Origin of the sequence: Streptomyces yaizuensis, assembly GCF_034961445.1 — a bacterium.
Taxonomy (GTDB): Bacteria; Actinomycetota; Actinomycetes; order Streptomycetales; family Streptomycetaceae; genus Streptomyces; species Streptomyces yaizuensis.
In genome coordinates this window covers 139,361-164,548 of the sequence record NZ_BSBI01000009.1, presented here as the reverse complement: position 1 = coordinate 164,548, position 25,188 = coordinate 139,361, and the positions used below count along the sequence as shown (strand labels likewise).

Below are 25,188 nucleotides of genomic sequence, written 5' to 3'. Positions count from 1 at the left end.
GTGGAATCGCCCCCACATCCGGGGGGCCGGCGGGGGGAGGGGCGGGCCTCGGGCGGCGTCCGCCGCGAGGTGGTGCGTTGCGCCCCGGTGGGACACGCCGGGCGCCCCGGCGCACCCCGGCGTGGCCGGCCAGGGTGCGACACGCCGGGCGCCGACGGCCGGGGCCACCGGGCACCCCCTCCCACCCGTTCACGGGCCTCCGGGGGAGCTGGTTCAGTCACCCTCGCCCGGTATCCGTCCGGCATATGCCCAAGGCCTACGGAATCCCGCCCTCCGGACCGGTGGCGGGCCGGCCGGAGACCGGCGGAACCGGCGTTACCGGCCAGCCGCCGACCGGGCAAGGCCGGGCGGGACCGCGGGTGTTCGCCGCCGCGGCCCACCGGGCCCGGCCCACCGGCCCACCGGCCCACTGCCGTCGAGCCGCCGGCCTGTCGGCCCGTCAGGTCAGACCGCCCGTTCCACCGTCTCCCGGCGGAGGAAGGCCAGCCGGGCCCGCTTCTCCGGCTTCTCGATCTCCGGCCCCAGCTCGAACCCGGCCCGCACCAGCCGTGCGACGGCCTTCTCGTTGCGGATGTCCGGCTCCGCGACGATCCGCCGGGTCGCGGGGTCGGCGAGGGCGAACCCCACGAGCGCCTGGAGCAGCTTCCCGGTGAAGCCGCTCTCCTGCGTCCCGCCGGCGGAGCCGATCAGCAGATGCACCCCGAAGTCGCCCGGCTGGACCTCGTAGCACTCGGCGACCGGGTCGGCGGTCGGCTCGTACGTCTGGAACAGCGCGACGGGCTCCCCGTCCCGCAGGGCGAGAAAGGCGTGATGGGTGGTCAGCGAGTCGACGTACGCGTAGATCTCCCGCACCTGCTCCTCGGTGTGGCCGACCATCCCCCAGTAGCGGGCGCGCTCCTCGGAGACCCAGCCGTGGACCAGCGCGGCGTCGGCGCCGGGGTCCAGCGGGACGAGCCGGACGGTGCCGAAGCCGTCGACGGTCTGCTCGTGCACGGCCGGGCGGGCGGCCCGGACGTCCTCGGGGGTTTCAACGGACACGGTTCTCCTCGGTGAGTCGGTTCCAGTCGGTGAGTACGGGGACGAGCCCACCGGTCAGCCAGAGGGGCAGCTGATCGCGGCGGTGGGGGTCGCCGTCGGCTCCGGAGGCGCCGAACGGCACCACCCAGAGGCTGTTGTCGCGGTCGGCCAGGTCCCAGACGAAGCGGGCGGCCGGACCGCGCCAGCTGTGGGCGCCCACCCCCGGGACGCTGGTGGTGGAGAGGACGCAGTCCTGGTCGCCGGAGAGGCCGGGCCACCCCTCCTGCGGTACGTCCGGCAGCGCCTGCCAGGGGGCGAGCCGGTGGACCCCGCCCCAGGTGGACTCCGGGCCGTCCGCGGCCGCGGCGCGGGCGGCCACCTCTTCGAGCCCGGCCCGCGCGGCGCCTGCCCGGTCCAGCTCCGGCAGGGCGGTGGTGGTCAGCAGCCCCTCCAGGGCGAAGCCGACCCGGGGCAGGAAGGCGAGCCACGGCCGCAGCTCGCCCGGATGGTCCGTGGCGGCGATCCGCCCGGCCAGGGGCGCGAGGGCGGGGTCGGCCGCGAGGGCGCGCACCACGGCCGAGCGCACCTCGGCCCAGCGGGCGGCGTCCGCGCTGTCCGCGTCCATCCGGCGGTCCCAGCGCACCAGCCGGTCCCGCAGCCGTTCGGCCGCCCCGCTCAGTCCGGTCAGCCCGGCGAGCAGGTCGAGCAGCGGCGGTGCGGAGTCCAGCCGGGTGTCCATGTGGATCGGGGACATCTCCCCGGCGGTCCAGTCGGCGCGCCCGCTCAGCAGCTCGTGGATGCGCCGGGCCCGGTGCGGCGGGGCGAACTCGGCGCCGAGGGGCGCGGCGAGCCCGCGCTCGTTGGCCATCACGGCGAAGCCGCCGTGGATGTCACGCCGGGGCAGCGGGTGCAGGCCCCGCCAGGCGTGTTCGGCCTCCCAGGCCGGGACGGGGCGGAGCATGTTGTCCGGGTGGCGCAGCGGGACCCGGCCGGCGACGCGGTGCAGCAGCCCGCCCGCCGTGTCGGCGGCCTGGACCACGTTGACCGGCTCGGCCCAGTGGTCGAACGCCCGGTCGACGTCGTCGGTGTTCCGCGCCCGCAGCAGCGCGGGCAGCGCGTCGAAGCCCAGCTCCCCGGTGACCCGGGGCGGGGTGCGCAGACTGTACGTGGCCTCCGCGCCGGGACCGCCCATGATCACCGGTCCGCGCTCGGTCTCGATCACCTCGACCGACACCGGTGCGCCGCCCGCGACCTCGATGGTCTCGGTGTGGACCGTGGCGGGTCGCCAGCCGTCGGGGCCGAGTGCCTCCACCCCGTCGGCGGTGGCGCGCAGCCGCTCCCGGTAGAGGTCCTGGTAGTCCGCCATGGCGTTGGTGATGGCCCAGGCGACCTGGCCGGTGTGCCCGAAGTGGGCGATGCCGGGGACGCCGGGCACCGCGAGGCCGACGACGTCGAACTCGTCGCAGGCCAGCCGGATCTGCTGGTAGACCCCCGGGTCCTCGATGATCCGGTGCGGGTCGCCGGCGATCAGCGCGGCGCCGCTCGCGGTGCGCTCCCCGCCCACCAGCCAGCCGTTGCTGCCGGAGCCGCCCGCGTCGGTGGCGAAGAGGCCGATCAGCTCGTCACCGAGGGTGCGGGCCACCTCCTCGCGCCAGAACTTGGTGGGGAAGCCGGCGAACAGGATGTGGGCGGAGAGCCAGACGGCGAGCGGGCTCCAGGGCTGCCACGGGCCGGGGACCAGACCGGTCGCGGCGAACTGGGGGGCGCGCCGGGCGCCTTCGGCGAGGCCGGCGTTGACGCCCTCGGTGTAGCGGGTGACCCAGGCCGCGGTGGCCGGTTCCAGACGGTCGAAGCAGCGCCGGGCGGTGTCGTCGAGCCGGGCCTGCCGGGCGAAGCGGTCCCAGTCGACGGCCTCGGCGCCGAGGAAGGAGGCCGAGGTGCCCTGTGCGCGGTGCCGGTCCACCTCGATCTGCCAGGCGCGGTCGACGGCGGCGTTGTGGCCCTGGGCGAAGGCGAGTTCGCCGGCGCTGTCGGCGCGCAGATGCGGAATGCCCCAGGCATCCCGGTAGACCGTGAAGTTCACTCTTCCCCGCCTCTGGTGGCTGTGCGGCCGGACTGACCCGGGCCCATTCGACTTTAGGTTAGGCTGGCCTAAATTAATGCACGGGTGTTCGATGGGCAAAACCGGAGATACCCGAAGAGAAGGGGAGGAAGCGGAGATGGGACATGGGTGGGAGGGTGTCGTCCTCAAGCTGATGCGCGGCAAGGACTTCACCTTCACCGTGACCGGCGCCGAGCAGGTCACCGAGAACTACCAACGGGTCCGCCTCTCCGACGGCGGCATGCTCGCGCGGACCGGGGTCCACCCCACGATGTGGGTCCGCGTCTGGTTCGGCAACGCGGGCAAGCCGCACCAGCGCGCGTACACCCTGGTCGACCCGGACCCGGTCGCCGGCACCTTCAGTCTGGAGTTCGCCCTGCACGACGGGCCCGCCAGCGACTGGGCCCGCGCCGCCCGGCTCGGCGACACCGTCGACGCGACCCTCCAGGGCACCGGCTTCACCGCCCCCGAGCCCCCGCCGGGACGACTCCTCGTCGTCGCCGACCCGGCCTCGCTCCCCGCCGTCAACTCCCTGCTGGACGCCTTCCCCGGCGTCCCCGCGACCCTCTGGTTCGAGACCGCAGGCGACGGGGACGAGGAACTGCCGCTGCGCGTCGACCCCGCCTGCCACGAGGTGCGCCGCGTCCCGCGCGAGGACGCGGGCCGCCGCCTGGTCGCCGAGGTCACCGAGGCACTCCCCGGCGTACTGGCGGGCTGCGCCGACCCGTACCTCTGGATCGCCTGCGACACGGTGACCACCCGCGCGCTCTCCGGTTTCGCCCGCAAGGAGCTGGGTATCGCCAAGGACCGGATCAACGCACTCGGCTACTGGCGGCCCTGACCGGCCCCGCCGCCGTCACCCCGTGCCCGCCCGCACGGGGCCGGCTCCCGCGCGCGTCCACGACCGTGACGTCAGAGGGCCGACGGCCCCGGCGGGAGGAGAAGGCATGCCCGGCACCGGCGTACCACCGCAGTCACCCCGGCCGTCCCAGGGGCCCCCGTCGCCGGAATCCCCCCGCTGCACCCTGCGCAGCGTGGTCCTCGACTGCCCCGACGCCCACCGGCTCGCCGCCTTCTACGGTGCCCTCCTGGGCTGGCCGGTCCGGGCGAGCGAGCCCGGCTGGGTCCATCTCCGCCCGCCCGGCGGCGCCCTCGGCCTCTCCCTCCAGACCGAGGAGGGGTACGAGCCCCCGCTCTGGCCGGAACGGCCCGGCCGGCAGCAGAAGATGGTCCACCTCGACATCCAGGTCGACGACCTCGCGGCGGCGGTCCGCCATGCGCTCGACCTCGGTGCCACCCGGCCCGCCGCCCCGGAGCAGGGCGACCCGCTGCCGGAGCAGGACGGCCTGCGGGTCCTGCTCGACCCGGCCGGGCACCCCTTCTGCCTCTTCCTGGACGCCGTGACCTGACCCCGCCGGTATCCCCGCACGACCCGCCGACCTGCTGATGTAATACTCGTACCATGAGTAGGCATATGACAGGTGCGACCGGGGCGATCAGGATCGTACGGGCCACCGCCCGGGACAGCGCCCGGCTCACCGCCATGGTCCGCAGGTCACGCGCCTACGAAGGGCACTACGCCGCCATGGTCGCCGGATACCGGGTGGGCGCCGTCTACATCGACACCCACCCCGTCCATCTCGCCGTGGACGACGACGACACCCTGCTCGGCTTCTACTCCCTGGTGCTCAGCCCGCCCGAGCTGGACCTGATGTTCGTCGCCGACGCCGCCCAGGGCCGCGGCATAGGCCGCCGGCTGGTCGGCCACATGCTCGACGAGGCCCGCGCGGCGGGCCTCGACACCGTGCGCGTCGTCTCGCACCCGCCGGCCGAGGGCTTCTACCGCAGCGTGGGCGCCGAACGCGTCGGCACCTCGCCCGCGATACCCGGGTCCGTCCCCTGGGAGCGGCCCGAGCTGGTCTTCCGCCTCCACGGCGAGGCGTAGGTCGTGTCGTCAAAGTCCCGTCTGCCCGACGGGGTCTGGCACGGCACCTCGCCGCGTTGTCGTCAGTCGCCGATGGCCCCCTGGGCCTGGCGGCCCGGGTGGGGGTGCCACCGGCGGAGCCAGGGGGAGTACCCCCTCCGCATGGACTCGCCCCCTGGGCCTGGCGGCCCGGGAGGTACCCCCATCCTCCGCCTTGCGATGCGTCCCCACGGCCCTGGGGGCCTGGGGAGACCCCATCCCTCGTCCGCTGGCGGGCCTGGGGAGACCCCATGCGCCAGACCCCGCCGGGCCCGCCCTCCGGGCGGACGACGCTACTGTGACGACACTCCCTAGGACGCATGCCCGGCGGGGCGGCCCCACATCCCGGACCGCCCCGCCGGCGCCGCCCGCTCAGACCACCGCGCCCGTCCCCGTCCGCCGCCCGGTCCGTTCGGACGCCGGCCGGGCCCGGTCCGGGTGGCGCAGCTGGAGCCCGACCGCGAGCGGCATCGCCGTGAAGACCGTCGACGCCATGCCCAGCACCACGCCCGCCAGCAGCGCCACGGAGAAGTCCGCCAGCGAGTCACCGCCCAGCACCGCCAGCGCGACCAGGACGAACAGCGCCCCCATGCCCGTGTTCACCGTACGGGGCAGGGTCTGCGCCACCGCCAGGTCCGCCAGGTCGGGCCAGGCCGCGCGCGGGGACGCCCGCCGCAGCTCCCGCAGCCGGTCCAGCACCACGACCGTGTCGTTGACCGAGTAGCCGACCACCGTCAGCAGCGCCGCGAGGAACACGCTGTCGACCGGCTTGCCCAGCCAGGCGAACAGCCCCACGACCAGCAGCACGTCCTGCGCCATCGCGGCGACGGCGGCCGCCGCGAACGTCCACCGGAACCGCACCGTCAGATAGAGCAGCTGCGCCGCGACCGCGACTCCCAGCGCGATCAGGGCGTGCTGCCGCAGCTCCGAGCCGAGGCTCGGGCCGATCGTCTCGTCCCGCTCGACGGTCACCTCCCCGGCGACCTTCCCCAGCTCCGTACGGATCGACTCCTGCTCCGCGTTGCTCAGCCCGCCCGTGCGGACCGTGATCCCGCTCTCGCCCGTGGTCTGGACGACGGCCCGGGGGAACCCCGCGTCGGCCACCGCCTGCCGCGCCCGGTCCGCGTCCACGGGCCGCTCGGCCGCGTACTGGATCTGCCGGCCGCCGGTGAACTCCACCCCGAACTCCAGCCCGCGCACCCCGATCCCGGCGAGCGCGACCAGCAGCAGCCCCAGACACCCGGTCAGCCAGCGGCGCCGGTACCGCATCAGCCGGGGCGGCCGGCGCTCCAGCAGGGTGCGCACCCTGCCCCGTACGGTCAGACCCGTCCACGCGGGACGCCGCCGCACCGCCGGCCGGGCCACCGCCCACTCCGCGAGCAGCCGGGTGATCACCATCGCGGAGACCAGCGACGCCAGCACACCGATGGACAGGACCACACCGAAACCCTTGACCGGCCCGGTCGCGAAGACGAAGAGCAGCCCCGCCGCGAGCAGGGTCGTCACATGGGAGTCGGTGACCGCGCTCCACGCCTTGTCGAACCCGGTCCGCAGCGGCCGGCGCAGATCGTCGGAGCGGAAGGCGGAACGGGCGTACTCCTCCCGTGCCCGTTCGAAGGCGAGGACGTTGGCGTCCACGGCGATCCCGATGGCCAGGACGAATCCGGCGAGTCCCGGGAGCGTCAGCGTCGCGCCCAGAGCCACGACGGCGGCGTACGAGATCACTCCGTACAGCAGCAGCGCGAGCGCCGCCAGCGCCCCGACCAGCCGGTAGACCGCGATGATGAAGACGCCGGTGCACACCAGGCCGATCACGGCCGCCCAGGCGCTCGCCCGGATCGCGTCCGCGCCCAGCGTCGGCCCGACGACGGACTGCTCGACGGCGGTCACCGGTACGGGCAGGGCGCCGCCCTTGACGAGCGCGGCCAGGTCCCGGGCCTCGTCCGCGCCGAAACCGCCCGTGATCTGGGCCGAGCCGCCGGTGATCCCCGTACCGCAGGGCACCGAGGACTCCATGCCGGGTGCGGAGAGCACCGCGCCGTCCAGGACGATCGCCACCCGCCGGGCCGGGTCGCCGGGCGCGGCGCACGCCGCCGCACCGGTGATCCCGGCCCATTCCTTGCCGCCGCCGCGGAAGGAGAGGTCGACGGTCCAGCCCCGGCCCGACATCGAGTCGAGCACGGCCTCGGCATCCTTCACGCCGTCCCCGGTGAGCGCGGTCGGCCCCAGCGCCAGGAAGCTCCCCGGCGCGTCGGGGTCGGGCAGCACCCGGGAGCCGTCCCGCTCCGGCCCCGAGCGGGGTCCGGCGGTGGCCTCCCGGACCGGGTGGAACGAGAGCTGCGCGGTCCGGCCGATCACCTCGGCGGCCTCACGGGGGTCGCGCACCCCGGGCAGCTCCACCACGATCCGGCGCTCCCCGGACCGGGCCAGCGTGGGTTCGGCGACACCGAGCGCGTCGACCCGCTGCCGCAGCACCTCCAGGGTCCGGTCGGTGGCGTCCGCGTCGGCGCGGACGGTGGGGGAGTCGCGGGTCTCCAGGACGATCCGGGTGCCGCCGCGCAGATCGAGCCCCAGCCGGGGCGGGACGAACACGGCGACGCACACGGACGCGACGACGACGGCGAGCGCGAACAGGGCCCGCCAGAACGTGGCCCGGGAGCCCCGCCGGCGGGCCGGCCCGCGCGGGGAGGGACGGGACGGCGAATCGTTCCCGGACGACGCGTTGTCACGCGATACGGGAGGTGAGGACATGGTGGACCACTCCAGAGGCAGCCGAGCGGACCGCCCCACGGGCGGCCGCGCTGGAAAAGGGAGGTCGCGCCCCGGCCGTACCGGCTCCGGACAGGCCGAAGCACCGGGCGGCGGGCGCGGTGGGAACGTCAGCTGCTCGTGGCGGAGGGGGGTGCCCGGCTCTGCCGGGGGGTGTGGGGCGCGCGCGGCGGCGCCCGCTCCTGCCGGGGCCCGGCGACGAGCCGGCCGGCGAGGACCGGCGGGTCCACGGACACCACCGCACCGGCGGCGTCCGCGGGCACCAGGGGCGGCCGGGGCCCCTGTTCCCGGTCGGCCGCGTACGGGACGGCGACCGGGGAGCGCCGGGTCTCCGGGTGCGCGGCGGGGCCGCGCTGGGCCACCTCGGTACGGGCCGGCAGCGCCGGGGCGGCCGCGGCGGCCGCGGCCACCGGGACCGCGGCGGCCGGACCGGCACCCGTGAGGGCCAGGACCGCCGACCAGACACCCAGCAGCAGCGCCGGCAGGACGGCCGCGACCAGCGCGCGTACCCGCTGCCCCATCGACCCCCCTCGTGCCCCGTGCCTCCACCCGCTCCGTCCGCCCCACCCTAGGTGATCCCGTCCGCGGGGGCGCCCCGGCCCCGTCGCGCGTGTGAACGCCTCGTGAACTGTCCCTTCGGGACCGCGCCCGGTGCCTACGCTCTCCGTCGGACGGTCTCGAACCGGTGACCGCCTGCCCGCACTCCCCCCTTCGACGGAGGTCGTACGTGTTCGGGAAGGCCACAGCACGGACCAGAGGCACCAGATCCATCAGATCCATCAGATCCATCAGAGCCACCGGAGGCACCGGAGGCACCGGAACGGCGAGGCCGGCGGCGTCGGCCGTGGCGTTGCTCGCGACGCTCCTCGCCACGGGCTGCGGCTCCGGCGACGAGGGGGCGACCACCTCGGACGGCGTCCCCCTGGTGGCGAAGGGCAGGCTCACCACCTGTACCCACCTGCCCTACCCGCCGTTCCAGTTCGAGCGCGACGGCGAGGTCGTGGGCTTCGACGTGGCCCTGATCGACCGGGTGGCGAAGAACCTGGGCGTCGAGCAGCACATCGTGGACACCCCGTTCGAGAACTTCAAGACGGGCGCGTTCCTCAACTCCGGCCAGTGCGACCTCGCCGCCGCCGGGATGACGATCACCGACGAGCGCAGGAAGAACGTCGACTTCTCGATCCCCTACTTCGACGCCACCCAGGCGCTCCTCGCGACCGCCGACAGCGAGGTGACCACGCTCGCCGAGGTCCGCTCCGGGAAGAAGCGGCTGGGCGCGCAGAGCGGCACCACCGGCGAGAGCCACGCCCAGGAGCAGGGCTTCGACCCGGTCGCCTTCGAGAGCGCGGACGCCGTCCTCAACGGGCTGCGCACCCGCCAGGTCGACGCCGTCGTCATCGACTACCCGGTCGTCCAGGGCTGGCTGAAGGACCCGGCCAACGCGCGGACGTTCCGGCTCGGCCGGTCCATCGACACCGGGGAGCGGTACGGATTCTCCGTCAAGAAGGGGAACGACAAACTCCGCGCCGCCATCGACCAGGTCATCGAGGAGTCCCGGGCCGACGGCGGGTACGAGCGGCTGCACCGGGAGTGGATCGGACCGCTGCCCAAGGGCTCGGGGTGAGCCGCCGGCCGGCCCGCCGGCGCCGGAGGGTCCTCCAGGGTGTCCAGTACGCGGTGTTCGCGGCCGCGGTCGCCTTCGTGGCGGCGTACGCCGACTGGGAGACCCTCGCCGACCAGTTCGCCCAGCGGGACCTGGCCGGGCAGCTCTTCCCGGAGATCCTCACCGTCGCCCTGCGGAACACGGTGCTCTACACCCTCTCCGGCTTCGCCCTCGGCCTGGTCCTCGGGCTGGTCGTCGCCCTGATGCGGCTCTCGTCCGTCGCCCCCTACCGCTGGGCCGCCACCGTCTACATCGAGGTGTTCCGGGGACTGCCCGCCCTGCTGATCTTCATCTTCGTGGGGGTGGCGGTCCCGCTCGCCTTCCCGGGGACCGAGATCCCCGGCGGCACCTACGGCAAGGTCGCGCTCGGCCTCGGCCTGGTCGCCGCCGCCTACATGGCCGAAACCATCAGGGCGGGCATCCAGGCCGTGCCCCGGGGCCAGTGGGAGGCCGCCCGCTCGCTCGGCTTCTCCCACTCCCGCGCCATGATCTCCGTGATCATTCCGCAGGCGCTGCGGATCGTGGTCCCGCCGCTGACCAACGAACTCGTCCTGCTGTTCAAGGACTCCTCGCTGGTGCTCTTCCTGGGGGTCACCCTGACGGAGCGCGAACTGACCAAGTTCGGCCGGGACCTCGCCGGGCAGACGGCCAACTCGACCCCGATCCTGGTCGCCGGCGTCTGCTATCTGCTCGTGACCGTGCCGCTGAGCCTGGTGGTACGGCGTCTTGAGGCCCGAGCGGCCCGCTCGGGCTGAGCGGGCCCGGCCCGGCGGGAGCGGCGCCGACGTCCACCACACCGACGAATCGAGCGGAGGGGCACATGACAGGGACACCGGCACCGAAACCGGCGCCGAAACCGGCACCGGCACCGGCACCGGCACCGTCGGGCACGGTCCGGGGAGCGGAGATCCGTATCCGGGGCGTGCGCAAGTCGTTCGGGGACCACCAGGTCCTGCGCGGGATCGACCTCGACGCCGCCCCCGGGGACGTCGTCTGCGTGATCGGGCCCTCCGGGTCCGGCAAGTCCACCCTGCTGCGCTGCGTGAATCTGCTGGAGGTGCCCAGCGCGGGCCGGATCACCGTCGGCGGAACCGAGATCACCGACCCGGACACCGACATCGACGCCGCCCGCCGCCGGATCGGGATGGTCTTCCAGCAGTTCCACCTCTTCCCCCATCTCGATGTCCTGGGGAACCTCACCCTCCCGCAGCGGCGGGTCCTCGGCCGGGACACGGAGCACGCGGTGGCCGTCGCCCGGGAGAACCTGGCCCGGGTCGGCCTCGCGGACCGCGCGGCCGCGTATCCGTCCCAGCTCTCGGGCGGCCAGCAGCAGCGGGTGGCCATCGCCCGTGCGCTGTCCATGGGGCCCGAGGTGATGCTGTTCGACGAGCCGACCTCGGCCCTCGACCCCGAACTCGTCGGCGATGTCCTCGCGGTGCTGCGGGAGCTGGCCGGCGACGGCATGACCATGATGGTCGTCACCCATGAGATGGCCTTCGCCCGCGAGGTCGCCGACCGGGTCGTCTTCCTCGACGGCGGCGTGGTCGTGGAGGAGGGCCCGGCGGCCCGCGTCGTCGGCGACCCCGTGCACGAGCGGACGCGGGATTTCCTCCGCCGCGTCCTGCACCCGGCGGGCGTCCGCACACCTCCGCCCGCCCCATCCCCATGACCGTGGTCCTCAGGATCGGCGCTCGTTCTAGGCCGTTTCTTGCGGATCAGGCTGGGTAAGTGAGCGGGGTCTGGTGCCGTGCATCGCAAGGCGGAGGAATGAGTCCATGCGGAGCATCGGCGATTGACGACAACGCAGCGAGGTGCGGTGCCAGGGCACGCGAGCCCCAGCAAGATCCGTAAGAGACGGCCTAGCGCCCCGGAGGCGAACCGAGCCGGCAAAAATAGTCGAAGCGTGCGGTGCTGCGGTGGGCCGACGGTGAGACCACCCGCAGCTCCGCGCGGGCGCTGTAGTCGCCCCGCCCCGTGAACGACCACAGCAGCCGCAGCCGTGCCTGCTCCTGGCCCCGGGCCAGTTTCTCCCTGAGCAGCCCGGAGGTCGTGCCGTCGCTGCGTACCCAGCGGTAGACCAGGGTGCCCGGCCGGCCGTTGGTGCCGACGACGCCGACGATGTCCGCGGTGCCCTCGCAGCCGAGGGTCGGTGACCCGGGCCGCGCCGACACGTTCTCGACCGCGATGGACTGCCCGTACCGCTGCCAGGTCAGCAGCGCGAGCACGGTCACCAGGACGGCCGCCGCCAGTGCCCAGCGGCGCAGCCTCCGCAGCCGGACGGTGCGGCGGGTGCGGCGGTCCGGTGGCGGGGTGCCGTCGCCGTGCCAGACGGCGACCGCGGTGACCGCTGTCGGTGCGGCCGGCGCGGGTACGGTCACCCCGGGGCCGAAGCGGCGGACGTCGCCGTCCACGCGGTCCGGCCGGGCGTCCTGGGGGACGGCGGGCCCGATCGGCGTCGGCTTCTCCGCGCCGGCCGGCCGGCCCGCGGCGGGCCGTTCGAACCAGTGGCTGCCGAGTGCTGTCGCGCTGTCGGTGTCACCGCCCGCCGCGTCGGGGCAGCGCTCATGCGGGGTTCTCGGATCCGTCACTGGACGCGCACCTCCGATCGAGGATCTGCCGTGAGGCGTCGCCGCCCCCGGGCGCGGGGGAGGCGCCGGCCACCACTCCCAGGTAGCAGCCCTGCCCCTGGAAGGTGTGGGTCAGGGTGAGGGTGTACGTCCGCGCGCCGCTGCGGGACAGGGTCTCCACGGCGTCCGCTTCGCCCATGTCGCCCGCGTTCTCGCCGGTGTACCAGGTGAGGAGGAGGGTGACGGGCCCGGTCCCGTCGGTGGTGACCTCGGCGGTCACGGTCACCGTCGAACCGGGCAGCCTGCGTGCGGCGTTCCGTTCGACGATCTGTTCAAGCCCGGTGATCTGCACCGAGCGGACCCGGGCGGGGGCCGGGGTGGTCCCGCTCGGCGTCGGCCGGGGCGGGGTGCTCGTGGGGGGCCTGATGGTCGGTGCCGTGGTCGGCGGGGCCGTCGTGCGGGTGGGGCCCGGCGGGACGGGCCGCCCGGCGGAGGGCGAGCGGGACGGCCCGGGTGCCCGGGACCGGGTCGGGCGGCCCGAGGGCGGGCCGCTCGCCCCCGGAGCGGACGCGGCCGGGCCGGCGTCCGCGCCGACGGCGGGGACGGGGGCGGTCCGCCGGGCCGACGGCGGGGCGGAGGAGCCGCGCGCCGGGGAGGCGACCCCTTCCGGTAACGCCGGTGCCGACGCCCCGTCCGGAGGGCCGGCGCTCGTGGTGGCCAGATGTCGCCCCGCCGCCCGGGCGCTGTCCCCGCCGTCCGGTTCGGCGGCGACCATCAGCGCGAACAGTCCGGCCGCCGCCGCGGCCGCCGCGCACAGCGAGCCGGCGGTCCACAGCCGTTCCCGCCCGACGCTCCGCCCGCCGATGCCGCTCCGCCCGGTACCCCGCCCGGTGGCGAGGCCCGCGCCCGCGCCCCGCCGGCCGCCCCGGCCCGCGCGGCGGCCCGCGCCCCGGCCGGCCAGGCCGAGCAGACGCGGTGGCCCGGCCCGCCCGGCCCCGCCGCCGAGTGCCGTGGTGGCGCTGTCCTGCGTACCCGACGACTCCCCGCCGGACGACGGCAGCAGCAGGGGCAACAGCGCGACCAGCGCGGCGAGCCGGTGCTGCCCCCGCTCCTCCCACGCCTCCCCGTAGGCGGCGCGGGCGATCTCCTCCAGCTCCGCCACGAACGCCGCCGCGCTCGCGGGCCGGTCCGCCGGGTCCTTCGCCATACCGCGCCGGATCAGCGGGCGCACCGGCTCGGGCGCCTCCTCCTCCGGTACCGGCGCGCTCATGTGCGCCACGGCCAGCTCGGCCAGATTCTCGGCGATGTACGGCTTGCGCCCGGTCAGACACTCGAAGAACGTGACCGTCGCCGCGTAGACGTCGGCGGCGGGCGAGACGGGATCGCCCTGCCACTGCTCGGGGGCCATGTAGGAGGGGGTGCCGGCCGGTTCGGGTGCGTCCCCGAGGCCGGCCGCGATGCCGAAGTCCCCCAGTTTGGACGAGCCGTCCGCCGCCACCAGCACGTTCTCCGGCTTGTAGTCGCGGTGCACCACCCCCGCCCGATGGGCGTCGGAGAGACCGAGAAGCGACCCCTTGAGGACGGCGAGCGCCGCTTCGGGCCCGGTCGCGCCCTCCTCGCGCAGCAGCACCCGCAGGGCGATCCCGTCGACCAGCTCCATCACGATGGCGGCGCCGTGGGGCGACTCGACGTACTCGTACAGACCCACCACGTACGGTGAGCCGAGATGGCCGAGCAGCCGGGCCTCCGCGCGCAGCCCGAGGACGAAGTCGTGGTCCGAACGGAGCCGTTCGGCGAGGTACTTGACCGCCACCGGGACGCCGGTCGCGTCATGGACGGCGAGGACGACCCGTCCGCTCGTCCCGGATCCCAGCTCCCGTGACTCCGTGTACCCGGGTACCGTCCACGCGTTCATCCCGCCCTCCCCAGGGCCTTCGGGCCGTCGCGCCGGCGTTCCGTTCCGCGCCGGGCAGCGCCGTCGCACGGTGTGCTGCCGCACGCTAACCCACGGGCCGTCGTCTGAGCAGACTGGATCGCGCCGTCTGCCGGTTGCCCTTCGGCCGGGTTCCCCGGGGCGTGTGGAAGCGCGCGAGGCGTACGGGGGAGCGCGGAAGAACGGCCTGTACAGGGCGTGTTACGGGAGCGCGCCCCGCCACCGGACCGTCCGCGCGCCACCCCCCGACCCGTCCCCACGGGGCGCCCGGGACAAGGGGTGTCCCCGGCTCTCCGGCGGCCCGGGAGACCTGTCCCACCAGGGCGGATCCCGGCCGGGCCCGTTCGGTTCGGCCCGTCGGGAGCGCGGGTGAGCGTTGCCCCGCCGCCGTACGGCCGGTTAGAGTCGTCCCGTGACTGCCGGGTCGGCCTTGGGCCAGAAGCGAGCAGGGTTCCCGGCCCCGGAGTGATTCCGGGGCGGGTGCGAGCCCCGCCTTTTCCTCTTTCTCCGCGCGCCGAGCGCGCCGTTCTCCGCGTACCCGCCCCACGGGTGCGCCTCTGCCGGCGCGTCCCCGCGCGCCGCGTGCGCGCCCGTCGCCAGGACCGCGACACGGGGCGCGTGACGTGTGACGCATGCCCCTCCCCGTATCCGTACGCCCCCGTCGGCGCACGGCGGCCGGAGCATGCCCCGAAACCCTTCTCCCCGGGCGGCCGTTCGGCCCGCCCGCGCTCCGCCGCGCCCTGCGCCGGGGCGCCCCGACACAGAGAGCCGTGTATGCCCAACGACTTCAACCAGCAGGTCATCGACGAGTTCCGCGCCCATGGCGGCGAGGTGAAAGGCCCCTTCGAGGGAGCCAGGCTGCTGCTGCTCACCACCACCGGCGCGCGGACCGGCGCCCCGCACACCACCCCGCTCGGCGCCCTGCCCGACGGCGCCGGCCGGACCCTGGTCATCGCCTCCGCCGGGGGCGCGCCCCACCACCCCGCCTGGTACCACAATGTCCTCGCCCACCCCCGGGTGACCGTCGAGGCCGGGGTGTTCACCTACGAGGCCGACGCCGTCGTCCTCACCGGTGAGGAACGCGACCGCGCCTTCGCCCGCGCCGTCGAGGCCGACCCGGGCTGGGCCGAGTACCAGGCGAGGACCACCCGGACCATCCCCGTGGTCGCCCTGGACGAGATCCCCGGCCCGCCCCGGGTGCGGGCCGGATCCGTCGGCGAGAGCCTGCGGCTGGTCCACGACGGCTTCCGCCGGGAACTCGCCCTGATCCGCGCCGAGGTCGCCGCGTCGGGCCCCGGCATCGGCGCCCAGCTGCGGATCAACTGCCTCACCCTGTGCCAGGGGCTCCACAACCACCACACCGGCGAGGACCGGATGCTGTTCCCCGCGCTCGCCGCGGCCGGTGACCCGGCGCTCGTCCCCGTACTGGACCGGCTCCGTGAGGAGCACGAGCGGATAGCCGCCCTGATCGCCGAGTTGCAGCGGACCGTCTCCGCCGGAGACACGGGAGACGCGGGGAGCGTGGGGGACGCCGGCGGCGCGGCCGTCGTGGACCGGGACACCGTGGCGCGGGAGGTGGACCGGATCATCGCCGAGCTGGAGGGGCATCTGCGCTACGAGGAGGAGCAGTTGATCCCCGTGCTCGACGGCTGAACCTCCCCGGCGGGGCCGGTACCCGCACGGATACCGGCCCCGCTCCGCCCTACCCCTCCCCGGCCGGCCGGCCGCCGGCCGAGCCGGTCCGCGGCGGCGATCACCCGGGTGTACGCGCCGTGCGGCTCGACCGCCGCATGCGCGTCGACGCGGCCCACCAGCGACGGGTCGGCGACCCGGGCCACCACCTCCCCGGTGGCCAGGGCCTGGTGGGTGACGTCCGGTCCGCACATCTCGGCGGGCGGGCCTGTCAGTCCCCCACGGCAGGTGATGAAGCGCGGTACTTACGCCGGGTCCGTCGAGCCTCGCTTGTCCTCGACGTGGACGACGTGAAGCTCGGTGCCGTCCCGGTGACGCTTGGAGCGTCCGAACAGTCCGACATCGATATGCGAGTGATCCTGAGGTTCATCGGGGCCGACATAGGTGAGAACGTCGTGGTGCTGCCCGGTGACGACCCATCCCTCGATGCCCTTGAGGTCGATCACCCCGAAGTCTGCCGCCGAAGTTCCGGCATAGACCGGGCCGACGTCCTTCAGGAGGTCGGTGGCCTGTTCGGCGGGCTCCCCGTCCGGAGCGGTGAGCACGACACAGGTGCCGTGCTCGAACAGCACCCACGACTTTCGGGATTCGGTGAGAAGGCGCTGCCAGACGTCTATCAGTATCTCGGTGTTCATGCAGATCATCATGGAGCAGAGCACCGGCACAGGGTGACGATCCGTCGGCGGTCACGGTGGTCACGGCGGTCGCGGCGGGTACGTGACTTGCGGACCTGCGGGCCTGTCCGTCCCACCAGGGACACCGACCGGTCAGCCGGGGCCGGAGCCGAGGCCAGGGCCGTGGCCGGCGATCCGTTCCAGGGCCGCCAGGACCGGCGCCACCCCGTCCTCGTCCGTCAGCCGGCCGGCCAGGTCGGTGGCCCGTTCCCGGTAGCCGGGGTCCGATGTGGCCCGGGTCAGCGCCGCCGCCAGCGCCGGGGCGGTGAGCCGGCGCAGTGGCACGGACCGGGGCGCGACACCGAGCCGTACCAGTCGCTCGCCCCAGAACGGCTGGTCGAACTGGAGCGGTACGGGCACCGCCGGCACCCCGGCCCGCAGCCCGGCGGCGGTCGTCCCCGCGCCGGCGGCGTGCACGACCGCCGCAGCCCGGGGGAAGAGCGCGCTGTGCGGCAGTTCGCCCACGGTGAGGAGGTCGTCCCCGTCGGCCCGCAGCCCGCTCCAGCCGGACTGGATCACTCCGCGCAGTCCGGCGGTCCGCAGCGCGCGGACCACCGTCGCGCTGACCCGCTCCGCGTCCGGTACGGTCGCGCTGCCGAGACCGACGACGACCGGCGGCGGCCCGGCGGCCAGGAAGTCCTCCAGCGGCCGGGGCAGCCTCCGCTCCGGCTGCTCGTGGGGCCACCAGTAGCCGACCACGCTCAGCTCCGGCCGCCAGTCGCGCGGCCGGGGGACGACCAGCTCGCTGTAGCCGTGCAGCACGGGGAGGCGCTCCCGCTCCCGGGCCCGCCGCAGCGCGCCCATCCGGGCGGGCGGCAGCCCCAGCCGGTGCCGCAGCGCCCGTACCGCGTCGGCGAAGACCACGTCCATGGCGGCGTTGACGGCCCGCCCGGCCAGCCGGTTGACGTGCGGGCCCCAGGACCGGGTCCCGGTGACCGGCGGGGCGAACTCCGTGGTGGCGGCCACCGGCTGGAGGAACACCCCGAGGCTCGGCAGCCGCAGTGCCTCGGCCACGGCGTGCCCGAGCGGCGCCAACGAGGCGGAGACCAGGACCACATCGCTCTCGCGTGCCGCCGCGACCAGGTCCGCCGTGAACCGTCCCGCGTGCCGCCGGGCCATGGTGACCAGCCGGGCCAGCTTGCCCGCGCCGCTGGAACTGCGGTGCAGCCCCAGCCCGGCGGGGGACTCCAGCTCGGTGCGCGGATCCACCGGCAGTGGATGGAAGCCCAGTCCGGCGGCGCGGGCCAGGGGCGCGAACCGCGCGTGGGTGACCAGCGTCACCCGGTGCCCGGCCCGGGCCAGGCCGTGGCCCAGACCGGTATAGGGGGCGACATCGCCCCGGGAGCCCGCCGTCATCACCGCGACACGCATGATCGCAGTATGCCCGGGGGAGACCGGCCGGGCCCCCGGACCCGGCGGACTCCGGCCTGAATCGCCCGCGCGCCGACGCTTCCTGGCCGACAACCGCCGGGACGGGACGGAGTGGTACGGGGGAGGGGGCGCCGCTGCGGAGGAGGGGTGCCGACGGGCGGCCCGGCCCCCCGACCGGGTCGCCCGCTGCCCAAGGAAGGCCCGCTTACTGTATAGCGGCGCAGTAGGGCACAGCAGTCGCATTGCAGCCGCCGGATGGCTGATAACGATCTCCGCGACCGACCCCTGGCCCTGGCCCCGGTTCCTGGCGCTGCCCGCCGCACCCCCTCCTCAGCGCGTCGGCTCCACCACCACCGCCCCGGGCCGGCCGACCCGCGCCGCCGCCACCGCGACGACCAGCGCGAGGGCGCTCAGCACGGCACTCACCGCCGGCGGGGAGCGGTAGCCGAGCGACGCCGCGATGGCGATGCCCCCGAGCCAGGGACCCAGCGCCGCACCGACGTTGAACGCGGCGGTCGCGCTCGCGCCCGCGAGGTTCGGCGCGCCGGTGGCCTCGTACAGCACCCGGGAGATCAGCGCCGAACCGACCGCGAACGACAGGACACCCTGGACGAAGGCGAGCACCGGCAGGGCCACCGGATGCGGAGCCGCCACGGCGAACAGGACCCAGCCCGCCGACAGCACCGCACCGGCCGCGAGCAGCGGACCCACCGGGCCCCGGTCGGCGAGCCGGCCGCCCGCCGCGCTCCCGAGGAACGCGCCGGCGCCGAAGAGGGCCAGCACCCCGGGCACCCAGCCCTCGCCCAGCCCGGCCACCTCGGTCACCAGCGGGGCCAGATAGGTGAACGCGCAGAAGGTGGCGCCGTTGACGAGGGCCCCCAGCAGCAGGGTCAGCACGGCCCGGGGCGCGCGCAGCGCCCGCAGCTCCGCCCGTACCCCGGTGCCGGAGGCGTCCCCGGCGCCCGCCGGGACCCGGGCGAGGATCGCGAACAGCGCGGGCACCGAGAGCAGCGCCACCGCCCAGAACGCGGACCGCCACCCCCACAGCTGGCCGAGGAGCGCCCCGCCGGGCACACCGGCGACGCATGCCAGGGTGATCCCGCCGACGAGGACCGAGGCGGCCCGGCCCTTGGCTCCCGGCGGGGCCAGGGCCGCCGCCGTCGACAGTGCCACCGCGAGGAATCCCGCGTTGGCGAGCGCGGCCACCACCCGCGTCACCAGCAGCAGCGGATAGCTGGTGGTCAGCGCGCCGGCCACATGGACGAGGAGAAAGACCGTCAGGAAGAACAGCAGCGCGGTCCGCCGGGACCAGCGCCGGGACAGCAGCGCCATCAGGGGCGCGCCGACCACCATGCCGACGGCGAAGGCCGAGGTCAGCGCACCGGCGGCGGGAACGGAGACCTGAAGGTCACGGGCGATGTCCGGGATCAGCCCGGAGAGCATGAACTCGGACATTCCCTGGGCGAAGACCGCCAGTCCGAGCAGGTACAGGACGAAGGGCACAGCGAAACTCCACAGCCGCTTCCGATGGGAACAGGACAGCGTGGGCCGTGGGGGCATCCGGGACGGTCGCCGGGCACATCCACTCGACGCACCGGTGGGGACCACCGGGCCACAGGGCCCCGGCGGTCACCGGGCGGGGAAGGTCACCTCGACAGCGCGGAAAGCCACCGGACGGCCGGTGGCCCGCCTCTGTCGGACTCGGGGCTGGACATGAACGGCACGGTAACGCCGCCGGTCCGGGCCTGTCCACCGGATTCCCCGCCCGGCCCGGGCCCGCCCGCGTCCCCGTCGGTGGCGGCGGCTACTCCCCGACGCGGCCGTCGATCCGCTCCCGCAGCAGATCGGCGTGGCCGTTGTGCCGGGCGTACTCCTCGATCATGTGCACCAGGACCTCGCGGACGGTCACCCGCTTTCCCCCGTGCGGTACGGAGGAGGCGAGGTCGGGCCCGGCGGCCACGTACCGTTCGGCGTTGGCGACCTCCGCGCGCCAGGTCCGCCATGCCTCGGCGACGACCTGCGGGTCGGCCACCGCGCCGTTGAAGTCGGTGTCCCGGTCGGCCTCGGTGCGGTAGAGGTACGGCACGTCCTGGCCGGCCAGAATGCGCCGGAACCAGGACTGCTCGACGTGGGCCAGATGGCGGACCAGACCGAGCAGGGAGAGGTTCGACGGCGGGACCGGGCGGCGGGCGAGCGCGTCGGCGTCGAGCCCGGAGCACTTCAGTTCCAGCGTCAGCCGCTGGTCGCGCAGGAAGGCGGCGAGGACGGCGAGTTCGCCGGTGTGCCCGAGGCCGCCCCGGGGGTCGTCCGCGGCGGACAGGAACATGTTTCCGGGGCCGCCGAAGTGCCGTTCGGGCAGGCCGGCGGGGTCTTCGGCCGGGTGTCCCGGCAGGGGTGCGTGCGATGACATGGGCCGAGCATGGGCGCCGCCCGGCCCAGCCCGCCACCCCTTTTCCCGGCCCGCCGCACCCCCCCACCCTGCCGCCGACACCCCCACCCTGCCGCCGACGCCCGCCCCCGTCGCCGATGCCCGCCCCCGCCGTCCGCGTCGTCCGCTCAGTGGCAGCACGCGTCCTGACGCACGGTCGGGCGCCCCTCCAGCAGCCCCAGACCCAGCGGTGTCAGCGTGTGCCGGATCGTGTTCCGCACCCGCAGGCTGTGGATCAGCCCCGCGTCCCGCAGCACCGTGGCGTGTTCGCTGACCGACGCAGGGGAGATCTCCAGCCGGCGGGCGATCTCGTTCCCGGTGGTGTGCTCCGCGTCCGCGATCATGTAGAGGGCGGCGGCCCGGGTCCGGCCCAGCAGCCGGGCCAGGCGGTCCGTCCCCGCGACCGGCGCCGGCTCCAGGGCCGTGATGCTCCGCGCCACCGGATAGACCAGCACCGGCGAGCGCGTGGTGTCCCGCAGCGTGATCGGCGTCCCCCGGCAGAAGAACGACGGCACCAGCCGCAACCCGCGCCCCTCCAGCCGCAGTTCGCTGTCGACGGGGTAGGACACGAGCAGCACCGGCGGCTCCCACCGGACCGTCGGATGCAGGCTCCCGAGCAGCCGGTCCGTCCCGCCCGCGAGGAAGGCCCGTGCCCGCAGCTCCCGTTCGGCGTCCACGGCGGCCCGGATCCGGCTCCAGTGCGGGGCGAGCGCCTGCTCGTGATAGCCGCGCAGGGCGTGGCCGAGGCCTCGCAGCGCCTCGGGCCGCCCGTTCGCCAGCACCTCCGCCCAGGACGGGAGCCGCCGTTCCGACCCCAGAGTGGCCAGATCCGTTCGCAGTTGTGTGCGGGGCGTCGAGAGAATCAGCTCAATTCCGCTTTCCATGCTGTCGACACCCTGGGCCGGAGTCAGGAAATCGGGCGAATAGCCGCGCGGCGGCGCCAGCCGGAGCAGCGGCCGGGCCGCCGGGGCCAGCTCCCCGCGGAGCCGGTCCCGCCAGGAGCGCAGGCCCACATCCTCGTCATGGCCGGCCAGCGCATGCAGGCTGAGCAGAGCTTCCCAGGCGGGATCGGGGCCCGGGGCGATATGGATCCGCCCGAGGTCCACCGCACCGAAGTGGATGCGCAGCACCAACGTACCCCCGTCATCAGCTGCTCTCCTCACCCCCACTGTCCCGGTTCGTCCCGTCTCCCGGTAGTCCGGAACACGCCAAGGAGCGGTTCTTCGGCCAGGACCGAAAGAGATTCCGCTTCACAGTGGTCCGGCCTACGTTTTCGGACATGGCCACGGGGCGGCTCGGGGGCCGTCGGCGGTTCCCGATCCGCCCCGTGCCGACGGGAGGATCAGCATGGCTTCCGCACGACGACGGACGGGCACCCCCGCGGTCGCCGCGGCGCAGGTCACCGCGGCCACGGTGCCCACCGCTACCGGGCCGGAGCCGGACCGCGCGGAGACCGCGCTCGCCGTCGCGGACGCGGCGTGCACGGGGGAGACCGGCGTCGTCGGCGTCCGGTCGGCGGTGGACGCCGCGCACCAGCGGCGGGCGAGGGCGGAGCACGCGGCCCGACCGGCCGCCGTGGCGCGGGACATCCGTACCAGGCTCCGCACCACGGACCGGGTGCTCGCGGACCGGTGATCCGGACCGGGGGCACCCGCCCACGGGGGGACGGGTGAGGGGCCACGCGGCGCGCGGCCCCTCACCCGTGGACGACGGAGGCGATGTGCCTCAGAGGGCGCCCCGGCGCCGCTCCCGGACGAGCAGCCAGCCCAGGTAGGCGCCACCGATCGCCATCGTGTAGATCCCGACGGGCAGATCCTCGAAGAGCGGCAGCTGCTGGGCGCAGAGATCCGCCAGCACCAGCAGCAGCGCGCCCGTCAGACCGGAGAGCAGCAGATGCGGCCCGGTGCCACCGGTGATCCGCCGGGCGATCTGCGGCGCGGTCAGCGCGATGAAGGCGATGGGCCCCGCGACGCTCACCGCTCCGGCGGACAGCACGATCGCCAGGACCACCGCGTACGTCTTGGTGCGCTGCGGCTCCGCCCCGAGCCCCCGGGCGATGTCGTCGCCCATCTCCCCGATGTCCAGCCGGCGGGAGAGCAGGACGGTCGGCGGCACCGTCGCGAGCAGCACCAGGCCGATGGTGGTCGCGTCCTCCCAGGCGCGCGCGGAGAGGCTGCCGTTGACGTACGCGGTGAGCGCGGACGCGTTGTCCCGTTCCATCGCGTACACGACGTACTGGGTGACGGCCGCGCAGATCGCGGACACGCCGATACCGGCGACCACCAGCCGCGCCGGGTTGCGGAAACCGGTGCCCGTGGACACGTACACCAGGACCATGGCGAGGACCGCGCCGGTGAGGGCGCCGACCGGCACCCCCACGGTCCCGGGCAGCATCAGCGCAGCGACGGCCGCGCCCGCGCCGGCCCCCGCGCCCAGACCGATCACATCGGGGCTGCCGAGGGGGTTGCGGGTCGCGGACTGGAAGAGCGCCCCGGACAGGCCCAGCGCGCAGCCGGTGCCGAGGGCCACGACCAGCCGGGGGCCGCGCAGCTGCTCCAGGACGAAGGCGTTCTTTCCCTCGGCGCCGCCGCTCAGGGCCTCGCCCAGCTCGGCGAGCGGGATCCCGAGCCGGCCCAGCGACAGGGTGGCCGTCGCGGCCGCCGCCAGCAGGACCAGCAGCCCGAGCGCGGTGAGCACCGAGGCCCGCCGCAGCCGCAGCGCGAGGACGCCGCCCACGGTCACGAACCCCTTCGGGGCGCGTACCCGCACGGCCTCGCCCGGACCGGCCGGCGCCGGGTCCCTCTTCGTGATCATGTGTTCCCCCTCATCCGGCGGACGGCGATGAGCAGGGCGGGCGCCCCGACGAACGCGGTCACGACGCCGACCATCAGCTCCTGCGGACGCATCACGACCCGGCCGATGATGTCGGCGGTGAGGAGCAGCGTCGGGCCGACGACGGCGGAGAAGGCGATCTGCCAACGGAAGTCGATCCCGACGAGCGCCCGCACGACATGGGGCACGGCGAGGCCGACGAACGCGATCGGGCCGACGGCCGCCGTGGCCGCCGCGCTGAGCACGGTCGCGGCCGCGAGTCCGCCCGCCCGGACCAGGGCGGGATTCGCGCCGAGCGCGGCGGCCGTCGAGTCGCCGAGGGCGAGGGCGTTCAGCCCGCGCCCCAGCAGCAGCGCGAGGACCAGGCCGGCGCCGGCGAAGGGCAGCATGGACTGGAACACGTCGAAGTCCCGGCCGCCGAGCGCGCCGACCACCCAGTAGCGGTAGCTGTCGAAGACCTGCGGCTTGGTCAGCGTGACGGCCTGGATGTACGCCATGAGCACGGCGGAGAGGACCGCGCCCGCGAGCACCAGCCGGACCTGGCTGCGGCCCGAGCGGCCGGCACCGATGGCCTGGACGGCGAATCCGGCGGCCAGCGCCCCGGGCAGGGCCCACCACATGGCGGCGGTGCTGCCCGACGCGCCCCAGAAGGCGGTCGCGGTGACGATCGTCGCCGACGCCCCCGCGTTGATGCCGAGCAGACCGGGTTCGGCGAGGTGGTTGCGGGAGATCCCCTGCATCAGGGTGCCCGCGACCGCCAGGCAGAGTCCGGCCAGCACGCCGAGGGCGGTCCGTGGATACCGGCTCTCCACCACGGTCGTGAGCTGGGGATCGGCGGTGCCGCGCAGCACCTCGACCACGTCGCCGAACGACGTCGTCAGACTGCCGAACATGACACTCGCGAAGAGCGCGAGCGCGAGAGCCGCGAGTGCGGCGAACATGCCGTACACCCGCCGGGCGGTGCCCTGGTGCGGGGCACCGCCCGACGGGCGCTGGGAAACGGTGGCCATCAGGCTCTTCAGTTCCGTCCGTTCCGTTTGCTCGACAGGGGCTGCGAGGTCGCCTCGGGCGCCTACTTGCCCGCGGCCTCGACGGCCTTGTCGATCAGCGGCAGGTACCGGTCGATCGTCCACGGCACGGTCAGCGGGTTGATGATCGAGGAGGCCGTGACGAAGGAGTTGTTGTCGCCGACGACGACGGCGCCCTTCTTGACCGCCGGGATGCCGCCGTACAGCGGCTGGCCCTCGATCTCCTTGCGGTTCTTCTCGTCCGTGTAGAACGTGAAGATCAGGTCGCTGTCCTTCAGCTTGCCGGCGTTCTCCAGACCGATGAGCGCCGAGTCGGTGCCCTCGGTCTCCTTGAAGCCGTTCACCACCGGGTCGACCTTCAGGCCGAGCGAGGAGACCATCGTGACCCGCTGCTCCTCGGGCTTGAAGACGCCGAGGGTGCCGGGGCCGGTGTTGTAGATGTACGAGAAGGTCAGGTCCTTGTAGTCCGGGCGGGTCTTGGCCGCGTCGGCGAGCTGCTTCTCGATGTCACCGATGAGGTTCTCGGCCTCGGCCGGCTTGCCCAGCGCCTTGGAGATGATCTCGATCTGCTGGTCCCAGTTGGTGCTCCACGGCAGGTCCGGGTAGGCCACCGTCGGGGCGATGCCCGTGAGCTGCTTGTACTGCTTGTCCGTGATGCCCGACCACGGCGCCAGGATCACATCGGGGTCCAGCTCGACGATGGCCTCGATGTCCAGCTCCTCGCCGCCCGTGAACTGCTGGGGGAGCTTCTCGCCCTTCTTGGTCACGGCCTCGTGGATCCAGGGGAGGTAGCCGGTCTTGTCCGCGCCCCACGGGTAGCTCTCGATGCCCACGGGGGTGTGGCCCAGCGCGATGGCCGTCTCGGCCGAGCCCTGGCCCAGCGTGACGATCCGCTTCGGCTGCTCCTTGATCTCGGCCGGGCCGAGCGCGCTCTGGATGGTGACCGGGAACGCTCCGTCGCTCTTCTTCGCGGCGGTGCCCTCGGACTTCTTCTCCCCGTCGTCGGACGACGAGCAGGCGCCGAGAGTGAGTACGGCGGCGGTGGCGGTGGCCGCGGCGGCGAGAGCGCGGCGACGCGCACGAGTGAACCCGAGCATGGACGTTCCTCAAGAGTTGGTGTTCCAAGGCTGTCGACCGGGCGTCCATGGGA

At 74.8% G+C, this 25,188-nt stretch carries 22 protein-coding genes; 8 read left to right on the top strand and 14 right to left on the bottom strand.

Annotated elements, in window-relative coordinates; translation table 11 throughout:
- Positions 1–444 precede the first annotated feature (444 nt).
- Both SYYSPA8_RS21900 and SYYSPA8_RS21895 read right to left on the bottom strand, forming a co-directional pair.
- The gene (locus SYYSPA8_RS21900; protein ID WP_323448959.1) at positions 445–1,038 is read right to left on the bottom strand and encodes a GNAT family N-acetyltransferase; all 594 of its coding nucleotides are present in this window, start codon (positions 1,036–1,038) and stop codon (positions 445–447) included.
- Positions 1,028–3,100 carry a penicillin acylase family protein gene (locus SYYSPA8_RS21895; protein WP_323448958.1) on the bottom strand — a complete coding sequence of 691 codons (2,073 nt, stop codon included), beginning with the start codon at positions 3,098–3,100 and terminating at the stop codon, positions 1,028–1,030. The genes SYYSPA8_RS21900 and SYYSPA8_RS21895 overlap by 11 nt, the downstream gene beginning before the upstream one ends.
- Before the next feature lie 136 nt (positions 3,101–3,236).
- Here SYYSPA8_RS21895 and SYYSPA8_RS21890 point away from each other — a divergent pair, with 136 nt between their 5' ends.
- The 3 genes from SYYSPA8_RS21890 (at position 3,237) to SYYSPA8_RS21880 (ending at position 5,063) form a co-directional block, all read left to right on the top strand.
- Positions 3,237–3,959, top strand: a complete 723-nt coding sequence (locus SYYSPA8_RS21890) for a siderophore-interacting protein (RefSeq protein WP_323448957.1) — start codon at positions 3,237–3,239, stop codon at positions 3,957–3,959.
- Between the two features lie 106 nt (positions 3,960–4,065).
- Positions 4,066–4,527 carry a VOC family protein gene (locus SYYSPA8_RS21885; protein WP_323448956.1) on the top strand — a complete coding sequence of 154 codons (462 nt, stop codon included), beginning with the start codon at positions 4,066–4,068 and terminating at the stop codon, positions 4,525–4,527.
- A gap of 65 nt (positions 4,528–4,592) precedes the next feature.
- Positions 4,593–5,063, top strand: coding sequence for a GNAT family N-acetyltransferase (locus tag SYYSPA8_RS21880; protein ID WP_323448955.1), 471 nt, complete (start codon positions 4,593–4,595; stop codon positions 5,061–5,063).
- A 390-nt stretch (positions 5,064–5,453) separates the two neighbouring features.
- On the opposite strand, the gene secD is transcribed toward SYYSPA8_RS21880, so the two are convergent.
- Both secD and SYYSPA8_RS21870 read right to left on the bottom strand, forming a co-directional pair.
- Positions 5,454–7,832, bottom strand: a complete 2,379-nt coding sequence (secD, locus tag SYYSPA8_RS21875; protein ID WP_323448954.1) for a protein translocase subunit SecD — start codon at positions 7,830–7,832, stop codon at positions 5,454–5,456.
- A gap of 128 nt (positions 7,833–7,960) precedes the next feature.
- A complete protein-coding gene (locus tag SYYSPA8_RS21870) occupies positions 7,961–8,371 on the bottom strand; it encodes a hypothetical protein (protein WP_323448953.1) in 411 nt (136 codons plus the stop codon).
- A 323-nt stretch (positions 8,372–8,694) separates the two neighbouring features.
- Between SYYSPA8_RS21870 and SYYSPA8_RS21865 the strand changes: the two genes are divergently transcribed.
- The 3 genes from SYYSPA8_RS21865 to SYYSPA8_RS21855 all read left to right on the top strand — a co-directional run bounded on the left by SYYSPA8_RS21865 (position 8,695) and on the right by SYYSPA8_RS21855 (position 11,182).
- Positions 8,695–9,474 (top strand): ABC transporter substrate-binding protein, encoded by a 780-nt coding sequence (locus tag SYYSPA8_RS21865; protein ID WP_323448952.1) that lies wholly within the window; start codon positions 8,695–8,697, stop codon positions 9,472–9,474.
- A complete protein-coding gene (locus SYYSPA8_RS21860) occupies positions 9,471–10,268 on the top strand; it encodes an amino acid ABC transporter permease (RefSeq protein WP_407706053.1) in 798 nt (265 codons plus the stop codon). The genes SYYSPA8_RS21865 and SYYSPA8_RS21860 overlap by 4 nt, the downstream gene beginning before the upstream one ends.
- Before the next feature lie 65 nt (positions 10,269–10,333).
- Positions 10,334–11,182, top strand: coding sequence for an amino acid ABC transporter ATP-binding protein (locus tag SYYSPA8_RS21855; RefSeq protein WP_407706052.1), 849 nt, complete (start codon positions 10,334–10,336; stop codon positions 11,180–11,182).
- A gap of 190 nt (positions 11,183–11,372) precedes the next feature.
- Here SYYSPA8_RS21855 and SYYSPA8_RS21850 read toward each other — a convergent pair whose 3' ends face one another.
- Entirely contained in the window at positions 11,373–12,101 is a 729-nt protein-coding gene (locus SYYSPA8_RS21850; RefSeq protein WP_323448949.1) for a hypothetical protein, read from the bottom strand.
- Positions 12,076–13,995 (bottom strand): serine/threonine-protein kinase, encoded by a 1,920-nt coding sequence (locus SYYSPA8_RS21845; protein ID WP_323448948.1) that lies wholly within the window; start codon positions 13,993–13,995, stop codon positions 12,076–12,078. Before SYYSPA8_RS21845 ends, SYYSPA8_RS21850 begins: the two co-directional genes overlap by 26 nt.
- Before the next feature lie 792 nt (positions 13,996–14,787).
- Here SYYSPA8_RS21845 and SYYSPA8_RS21840 point away from each other — a divergent pair.
- A complete protein-coding gene (locus SYYSPA8_RS21840; protein ID WP_323448947.1) occupies positions 14,788–15,666 on the top strand; it encodes a nitroreductase/quinone reductase family protein in 879 nt (292 codons plus the stop codon).
- Between the two features lie 284 nt (positions 15,667–15,950).
- Here the strand turns inward: SYYSPA8_RS21840 and SYYSPA8_RS21835 are convergent, their stop codons facing one another.
- The 5 genes from SYYSPA8_RS21835 to SYYSPA8_RS21815 all read right to left on the bottom strand — a co-directional run bounded on the left by SYYSPA8_RS21835 (position 15,951) and on the right by SYYSPA8_RS21815 (position 21,308).
- Positions 15,951–16,340 (bottom strand): hypothetical protein, encoded by a 390-nt coding sequence (locus SYYSPA8_RS21835; RefSeq protein ID WP_323448946.1) that lies wholly within the window; start codon positions 16,338–16,340, stop codon positions 15,951–15,953.
- Positions 16,341–16,472: 132 nt separating this feature from the next.
- The gene (locus SYYSPA8_RS21830; protein WP_323448945.1) at positions 16,473–17,750 is read right to left on the bottom strand and encodes a glycosyltransferase; all 1,278 of its coding nucleotides are present in this window, start codon (positions 17,748–17,750) and stop codon (positions 16,473–16,475) included.
- 330 nt (positions 17,751–18,080) lie between these two features.
- Positions 18,081–19,253, bottom strand: coding sequence for a Cmx/CmrA family chloramphenicol efflux MFS transporter (locus tag SYYSPA8_RS21825; RefSeq protein WP_323448944.1), 1,173 nt, complete (start codon positions 19,251–19,253; stop codon positions 18,081–18,083).
- Positions 19,254–19,554: 301 nt separating this feature from the next.
- Complete coding sequence (locus tag SYYSPA8_RS21820) at positions 19,555–20,160, bottom strand: DinB family protein (RefSeq protein WP_323448943.1); 606 nt, start codon at positions 20,158–20,160, stop codon at positions 19,555–19,557.
- 146 nt (positions 20,161–20,306) lie between these two features.
- Positions 20,307–21,308: an ArsR/SmtB family transcription factor gene (locus SYYSPA8_RS21815; RefSeq protein ID WP_323449117.1), complete on the bottom strand. Its 1,002-nt coding sequence runs from the start codon at positions 21,306–21,308 to the stop codon at positions 20,307–20,309.
- A gap of 217 nt (positions 21,309–21,525) precedes the next feature.
- Here SYYSPA8_RS21815 and SYYSPA8_RS21810 point away from each other — a divergent pair, with 217 nt between their 5' ends.
- Positions 21,526–21,813, top strand: a complete 288-nt coding sequence (locus SYYSPA8_RS21810) for a hypothetical protein (protein WP_323448942.1) — start codon at positions 21,526–21,528, stop codon at positions 21,811–21,813.
- Between the two features lie 90 nt (positions 21,814–21,903).
- Here the strand turns inward: SYYSPA8_RS21810 and SYYSPA8_RS21805 are convergent, their stop codons facing one another.
- From SYYSPA8_RS21805 to SYYSPA8_RS21795, 3 genes are all read right to left on the bottom strand, one after another.
- Positions 21,904–22,992: a FecCD family ABC transporter permease gene (locus SYYSPA8_RS21805; RefSeq protein ID WP_323448941.1), complete on the bottom strand. Its 1,089-nt coding sequence runs from the start codon at positions 22,990–22,992 to the stop codon at positions 21,904–21,906.
- Positions 22,989–24,020, bottom strand: coding sequence for a FecCD family ABC transporter permease (locus SYYSPA8_RS21800; RefSeq protein WP_407706051.1), 1,032 nt, complete (start codon positions 24,018–24,020; stop codon positions 22,989–22,991). The genes SYYSPA8_RS21805 and SYYSPA8_RS21800 overlap by 4 nt, the downstream gene beginning before the upstream one ends.
- Before the next feature lie 62 nt (positions 24,021–24,082).
- Complete coding sequence (locus SYYSPA8_RS21795; RefSeq protein WP_323448940.1) at positions 24,083–25,135, bottom strand: iron-siderophore ABC transporter substrate-binding protein; 1,053 nt, start codon at positions 25,133–25,135, stop codon at positions 24,083–24,085.
- Positions 25,136–25,188 lie beyond the last annotated feature (53 nt).